Annotated in this window: 5 protein-coding genes and 1 pseudogene; 2 read left to right on the top strand and 4 right to left on the bottom strand. The window is 46.9% G+C overall.

The window, feature by feature from the left end; all coding sequences use genetic code 11:
• Window positions 1-540 precede the first annotated feature (540 nt).
• The 3 genes from PsWM33_RS28780 to PsWM33_RS12055 all read right to left on the bottom strand — a co-directional run bounded on the left by PsWM33_RS28780 (window position 541) and on the right by PsWM33_RS12055 (window position 3,971).
• A complete protein-coding gene (locus tag PsWM33_RS28780; protein ID WP_063296685.1) occupies window positions 541-822 on the bottom strand; it encodes a GNAT family N-acetyltransferase in 282 nt (93 codons plus the stop codon).
• 1,134 nt (window positions 823-1,956) lie between these two features.
• Window positions 1,957-2,625, bottom strand: a complete 669-nt coding sequence (locus PsWM33_RS12060; RefSeq protein ID WP_063296683.1) for a peroxiredoxin-like family protein — start codon at window positions 2,623-2,625, stop codon at window positions 1,957-1,959.
• Window positions 2,626-3,107: 482 nt separating this feature from the next.
• Entirely contained in the window at window positions 3,108-3,971 is an 864-nt protein-coding gene (locus PsWM33_RS12055) for a LysR family transcriptional regulator (RefSeq protein WP_063296682.1), read from the bottom strand.
• A gap of 425 nt (window positions 3,972-4,396) precedes the next feature.
• Between PsWM33_RS12055 and PsWM33_RS12050 the strand changes: the two genes are divergently transcribed.
• Together PsWM33_RS12050 and PsWM33_RS12045 are read left to right on the top strand one after the other, a co-directional pair.
• Window positions 4,397-5,353 carry a DMT family transporter gene (locus tag PsWM33_RS12050; RefSeq protein WP_063300401.1) on the top strand — a complete coding sequence of 319 codons (957 nt, stop codon included), beginning with the start codon at window positions 4,397-4,399 and terminating at the stop codon, window positions 5,351-5,353.
• Between the two features lie 39 nt (window positions 5,354-5,392).
• A complete protein-coding gene (locus PsWM33_RS12045; protein WP_063300400.1) occupies window positions 5,393-5,590 on the top strand; it encodes a DUF1330 domain-containing protein in 198 nt (65 codons plus the stop codon).
• 44 nt (window positions 5,591-5,634) lie between these two features.
• Here the strand turns inward: PsWM33_RS12045 and PsWM33_RS12040 are convergent.
• Window positions 5,635-6,332 (bottom strand): annotated as a pseudogene (locus PsWM33_RS12040) (helix-turn-helix domain-containing protein); the annotation flags it as partial.

The following is a 6,332-nucleotide window of genomic DNA, read 5'->3' as shown; positions in this document are numbered from 1 at the left end:
TCCACTTTCACAACCTGTCCAAATTTCCCGAGCCAGCTCTCCCTGATTACCTGAACGCCCTGTCTGAGTGTTGGGATGGAGGAAACGTAAGGTCTTGCGTCAACACCACGTCAAACGCCGTACGCATTTTGAGCTGTACATGACGCCGTTTGGTGTCGTATACTTCGTTAATTTTTTGTGAAATTTGCTAAGCGGCATCAGGCGCTTGCGGGCTAAGTTATTGAAAAATAATAATAGTAGTATTTACTAAATTAGAAGATCGCAACCTGAAGGCCGTAGGTTCAAATCCTACCCTCGCAACCAAATATTAAAACCCGTTGTCATCACGATGACGGGTTTTTTGTTATCAAAAATTTGAAATAACGACAATATTTAGAGCTGTCGTACGAAGCCTGATGAGAAACAGTTTTCCGCTACACTGTGTGAAATCGGATAAGCGAGTGACAGTTATTGGCGTAAGGGCCATTTGCAGATATGCGCATATTGCCATTATGGGTTTAGACAAGTCTGATAGGTCATCTTAACTTTAGATCAGATACATTAGGAGCTTGTCATGAAACAGCCCATCCATGCTGTTCTTGAGGCTGGTGCGCCAAGCCCGCTAAACCCCTGTTTCTGCCAAAAGCGTATGGCTCTAGTATTTTTTTCATTTGCACCAACATGTACAGCTGCTACCCCATATTGTGTTGCTTCTTGCATCCATTTGTCAAGAAGTTGGGCACCCATACCTTGACCTTGAATAACTGGAAGAAGGTTCATGTGTAGATGGGCAGGAAAACCTATAGAAATCTGTTCTGGTGTTTTCTCCGGAAAGTGGATCATCTGATATCTGCGTTCTTCGGCTGTCCAGGTTGATCGCGTTCCTTTCTCTGGTAATGGGTACCTTTGTCTTAAGTTAGGCCACCACTGAGATTCTAGAACTGCCTCAAATTCAATAGTATCGTTGGTGCCTACACAATAGCCCACGACTTGATTATGGCGCTCAATTACGTAAGAGAGTTAAGGTGATAATTTTAAATATGGGGCAGAGTAAATTTGCCCCATCATTTTGTAATCGACATACAAGTGGCTTGCATCACCACTTAAATGGCCTGTTTGAACTGAAATTTGGTAGAGTGCCTCTAAATCATCGGGAACAGCCCGGTGGATTATGCTCATTTCAATGTTCCCCATCGATGTGCAATCAGTTTTACATCTTTTGAAGACCGAATACTGGTAGCAAGTTCAGGGCGATCACATCCAGCTGCAAACAAAGTCATTCTGCCAACTCTGAACTAACACCCCTGTAATCTAACAACGCGTTGTCGTGGAGTTACGTCTTAGCGCCGTGCTCTATTGAGAACTTGGTATCGAAATCTCGCAGAAGATAGAGAGTGAGAAGTCCGGCTAACATGGGCCATCCTGCGAAGAAAAGGAGGTTGGGGCTTGTGAATGGATCGAGATATCGCTCGTAAGAGACAAGAGTCGATATGACATGCATGATCAAAATGGCGCCTATTGAAAGACGTTTCTTAAATCCGACAAGAAAGCAGATGACGATGAGCGCTTGAACTCCGCCGAGTATAAACGAGAGAGCCTCGCTCATAGCTGAAAAGCCATAGAAAGCTTCGAAAGTCCTCGCTGTCGAGACTGGGTTAAGGAATTTATTTAGTGTCCAAAGGACGAACACAATCGATATACTTAAGCGCAAGCTAAACAGAGACCAGATCAAAGGAGATTTAGGCACCGTAATTGTGTTCATACAAGTATACCCTTCAGTACTTCATTAAAAATGCCCTGAAATCCAGAGCATCACTGATCAATCCTATGTATGCCGCCAGATCAGCAATTCAATTGCAAATAATCGACTTTTCGAATCCTCACGGCGTTGTGACTAAGCAAGCAGGAGCCTCTGCTATCAATTCTGGGAGAAGTGGCGGCACATGCTGCTATCGCTTGCCGCCAATCGCTTTCAGGCTACGCGTTGGTTAGGTCTTGCTTCGCCATATCAAGGAGTTCTCGAAGAGTGTCTGCTGGTTCAGGACGTTTGGTGTAGTCTGGATTAATGTCAGCGTTCATGACTTTGCCTGTTTGGCTAATAATCAGGCGCGCCGGCATAGGGAGTTCCCAACTTTCATCTCCGTTAAAACTTGGTAGGTCGATACCGATCCCTTTATAAACCTTGCGCAGATCCTCAGGTAGAGAGAAAACGAGACCGAGCTTGCTGGTATAAAGACTACCAAGATCCGAAATGATATCGAAAGATAGGCCTTTCTCGGTTTTGGTTTTGAACGAAGCTGCTTGAGTTTGTGGTGAAATAATCAATATGTTCGCGCCAGCCTCCTGGAGCTGCTGTGAAACTTCTTCCAGAGCTTCAAGCTCTAACATGCAATAAGGGCACCACGCTCCTCGGAAAACACTGATCACCAATGGGCCGTTCTTAAGCAATTCGTTAGAGTTGACTGGTGTGCCATTCTGATTGGGCAAGGTGAAACTAGGAAGTGTATCGCCAACTTTAATAGTGCCATTCAAAATGCCTGATGCTGCCAGATCTGCAGTAGCTAGGTCCATGACATCGCGAGTTTTCTGAGGCAGTTTTTTTTCGACTTGAGCTTTTAAAGTCGCAATTTTTTCATGTAAAGACATTGTAGATGTTTCCTCTACTTAGTTGAATTGTGATCGGTCAGGTCGAGCACTGCATGAGCAAAGACTGGAAATTGAGGTCATATTGTGACTCAATTCAGGTCAAGAAGATGAGAAGGACACGAGATCGATCAAGCCGATGATCGTTTTACCATTGCCTGAAAGCGGGCAACGCGATTACTCGCGATCTGCTTATCAAGTCATATTTTCCAGTAGTGACAACGTTTGTTGGACAGTGTGAACCTGAGCCTTCGGACAAATATTATTTAGTTTGCTTTGGTCCTGAATGGATCGGGTGAGGGAAATATGACAGCACTGGCACACTTGATAAATTGGCCATTCGGTTAACGCACTATTGCTCAGGAGCAACAATCTCAGGGGATCCTGAGTTGCTGGAGCTTTGTATTGCTTTTGAATGCGGTGGGTTCAAACGACTGCTTAAGAAGTAAGCTTCATGAAGAATAACTGGAAGGGGTTGTTTGACTTCAGTATTTCTTCAAATGCTCTACGAGCGAGCGAACCCGGAAGGGAAGGAATGCACGAGATGGATATACCAAGAGGGTCTCCTGTGGTGATATCTCATAGGGCTTGAGGACGGCAACCAAAGCACCCGACTTTAATGCGCTGGTCAGATATCCCTCAGCGAGCCTCGTGAAACCTAAACCTGCACATGCAGCAATCATCAACGCTCGCCCATTATTGCTAGCCCAACGACCGGAAACCCGGACTTCAAACGTGTCGTCATTCCTGGCAAAGAGCCAGCGCAAGCCGGGCGTGATTAAACAAGAATGAGATACCAGATCCTCCGGCTCGTTTGGCTCACCATGCTCTCTCAGATAATCTGGAGAAGCACAAACCATCATCCGTCGGTTTCCTATCCTGCTAACTGTCAAATCAGGGTCTGATGGCATTCCATGACGAATTGCGAGGTCAAATTTTTCTCTGACCAAGTCTACAGGCCGGTCACTTATTTCAAGGTCAAGTTCAACCTCAGGGTGCGATCTGGCAAAATCAGCAAGAGCACTGGCCACCCAAGTCTCGCCAAATATTCCACCAGCGGCTACTCGGATACGCCCCTTTACCAGGTTTTGCTGTTCAGCTAAGTCAGCTGATAGTGCGTGTATATCTGCCAATATCTCTTTTGAACGCAGGTAATATTGTTCCCCGATATCTGTTAGGTTCACGCTGCGCGTCGTACGGTGCAGCAACAACACCCCTAAGCGATTTTCGAGATTGGAAACTCGGCGGCTAATGAATGATGTCGATACATCAAGAGACTCTGCAGCTCTTTTGAAACCGCCGTTTTCAACGACAGCACAAAACTCCATCAACCCATCAAGCTCTTTCATTGTTGCTCCTGAGCAATAGTGCGTTGACCAGATAACCGATTTATCACGCGTGCCAGTACTGCCATATATTCCTTAACCGATCCATTAAGGACCACAGCGAACAACAAAAACATAAGTCGGCAAGTTGGGCCTGTCACGGCTCAGTTATCCTAATCAATCCTGAGAACTCCAGTGAGCACTGCTCCCCGCAGACACTCTCACAGTTAATGAGGAAGTGGCGTTGCCCTCTCAGACATCCTGCTATTTTGTCGATGAGTTGCTTCTGCGAAGGACGTCACACAATGAGATCGCCTTGATTTCTAATCTGTCGTGTTAGCGACGTAAATCTCAGCATCTTCCGGGATAAACCGATACGCCGCCTCATCCGCTTTGGTCCTGCTCAATATATTGGTCAACAAGTAGACCGGTTGCGAAGGAGAAACAAAATGTTTCATGTTCAGGCCACTAAAACGGAAATGAGCAGTGTCTTATTGGAATGCCCTGTCAAGAAAATCCCAAGTCTCGTTCCAGGGATTATTGCCGGGTTCACCGCCAGTCTAATCTGGGGAGCGTATCTCTCACTCTCGCGTGTCGGAGTCACTGCAGGCCTTGATGGGTTTGATATCGCATTTCTCCGTTATATTGTAGCAGGTCCTCTCGTGCTGCTGTTTCTTTTGATCGTGCGACGCAATCCTCTCAAGCGCATCTCCCTCTTACAAGCAGCTGTTGTGTCTGTCTTGTTAGGGCCTCCCTTCGTGTTGCTCGGTGTTGGCGGCTATATTTATGCACCGTTGACGCACGGCGCCGTTATTGTTCCGGCCTTCATGATGCTTGGCGGTTTTTTGTTTGCTCGTATTTTCCTGAGCGAACAACTTGGGCTGCAGCGCATATTTGGGACGCTGATTAAACTTACTGGCCTCGCTCTCATTGCTGGTCCAGCTGCCATGACCAGTTCCTCTGAGATATTCATTGGTGACACATTTTTCATTGTGGCAGGAATGCTTTGGGCTGGCTTTAGTGTGTTGCAGCATCATTGGAAACTGAACGCGCTCGATGTGACTACAGTTGTTTCAGTTACAGGACTTTTGACTGTTGGGCCAATCTATCTCAGCTCTCGTGGCGTTGATGTTTTCACTGCGCAGTCTGCACATATTCTGGTGACCCAACTCATTGTGCAAGGTGTTCTGTCTGGTGTTATCGCTATGATTGCATTTGCTAAATCGGTCCAGATATTGGGTGCGGCCCAAGCTGCTATGTTTCCTGCTTTAGTGCCTGTTTTTGCATTGATTATCGGAGTTCCTCTAACCGGTGAAACACCATCACTTATTCAATGGAGCGGCCTCGCTACCGTCGGCGTTGGTCTGACAATTGTGGTGAGGAGTGCACTTAAATCTAACCGCTGAAGAGTTTGTTCTATCCCTTTTAATCCGAGGAGTTACCAGATGACACAGGAAGAAGAAAACACAGCTGTCTACGCCATTGTTCAACTGAGCATTCATGATGTTGATCGCTACTTCAATGACTATTCCGCCCACCTGGGACCGATTAGCGCTCGTCATGGTATTAAGCGGATCGCTGATTCTCAGCATCCTGATGTCGTTGAGGGGAACTACCAGAAAGAAAACACCTTAATTCTGTAATTTGCCAGCCGCGCTGTCTTTGATGCCTGGTACCATTTTGATCAACCCCAACCGATAATCCTGAAGTATGTGAAATCAGTCTGCCACTGCTGGTTCGGCTTTGTCGTCTTATCCTTGAACTCGTCTGCGGCCTTGATGACGACATAAGCGGGACTGGTAATCAGGTCCTGCGCTTTCAGTAGCCGGTAGACAGAAGCCTCAGATACAAAATAGCCTTTTGTATCTGTAAAGCGTACCGCCAATTCGCGACGAGACAGATCAGGTTCTTCCAGAGCCAGATCGATCATCTGTGTCCTGATCTCGTCGGGAATACGGTTCCAGACCTTAGATGGACGTGAGATGCGATCTTCAAGCGCCTCAACACCACCTTCGAGGTAGCGGTCAACCCAAACATAGAAAGTGGAGCGGGGAATGCCCAAATGCTCCAAAGTGCGCTTGATCGGTTGGTGGGAGTTTTCAACCAGCCGGATAATCTCCAATTTCTCATGGACAGGATACCTCATTCGTCGGCCTCCCCATCGCCTGTCATGCTTTTTTAAAGAAGCTGCAGTTCAAGGGCCTGCTCTGCAAACACTTCTTTGAGGTCGCGAGCTTCTTTACGCAGCTGCTTAACCTCACCGGTGTTGGCCTGACGGGCGGTGTCACCGGCAAGCCGTTTCTTGCCAGCTTCAAGAAACTCTTTGGACCAGCTGTAATAGAGCCCTTGAGAGAGCCCTTCCTGCCTACACAACTCGGCAATGCA

This window comes from Pseudovibrio sp. WM33 (assembly GCF_001623165.1).
Lineage (GTDB): Bacteria > Pseudomonadota > Alphaproteobacteria > Rhizobiales > Stappiaceae > Pseudovibrio.
This window is presented reverse-complemented; position numbering and strand designations above follow the sequence as displayed.

What these genes read in the sequence shown, in the direction of transcription:
- PsWM33_RS12055 (WP_063296682.1), bottom strand. Translation starts at nt 3,971, where the DNA reads ATGAAAGAGCTTGATGGGTTGATGGAGTTTTGTGCTGTCGTTGAAAAC.
- PsWM33_RS12045 (WP_063300400.1), top strand. Translation starts at nt 5,393, where the DNA reads ATGACACAGGAAGAAGAAAACACAGCTGTCTACGCCATTGTTCAACTG.
- PsWM33_RS12050 (WP_063300401.1), top strand. Translation starts at nt 4,397, where the DNA reads ATGTTTCATGTTCAGGCCACTAAAACGGAAATGAGCAGTGTCTTATTG.
- PsWM33_RS28780 (WP_063296685.1), bottom strand. Translation starts at nt 822, where the DNA reads ATGATCCACTTTCCGGAGAAAACACCAGAACAGATTTCTATAGGTTTT.
- PsWM33_RS12060 (WP_063296683.1), bottom strand. Translation starts at nt 2,625, where the DNA reads ATGTCTTTACATGAAAAAATTGCGACTTTAAAAGCTCAAGTCGAAAAA.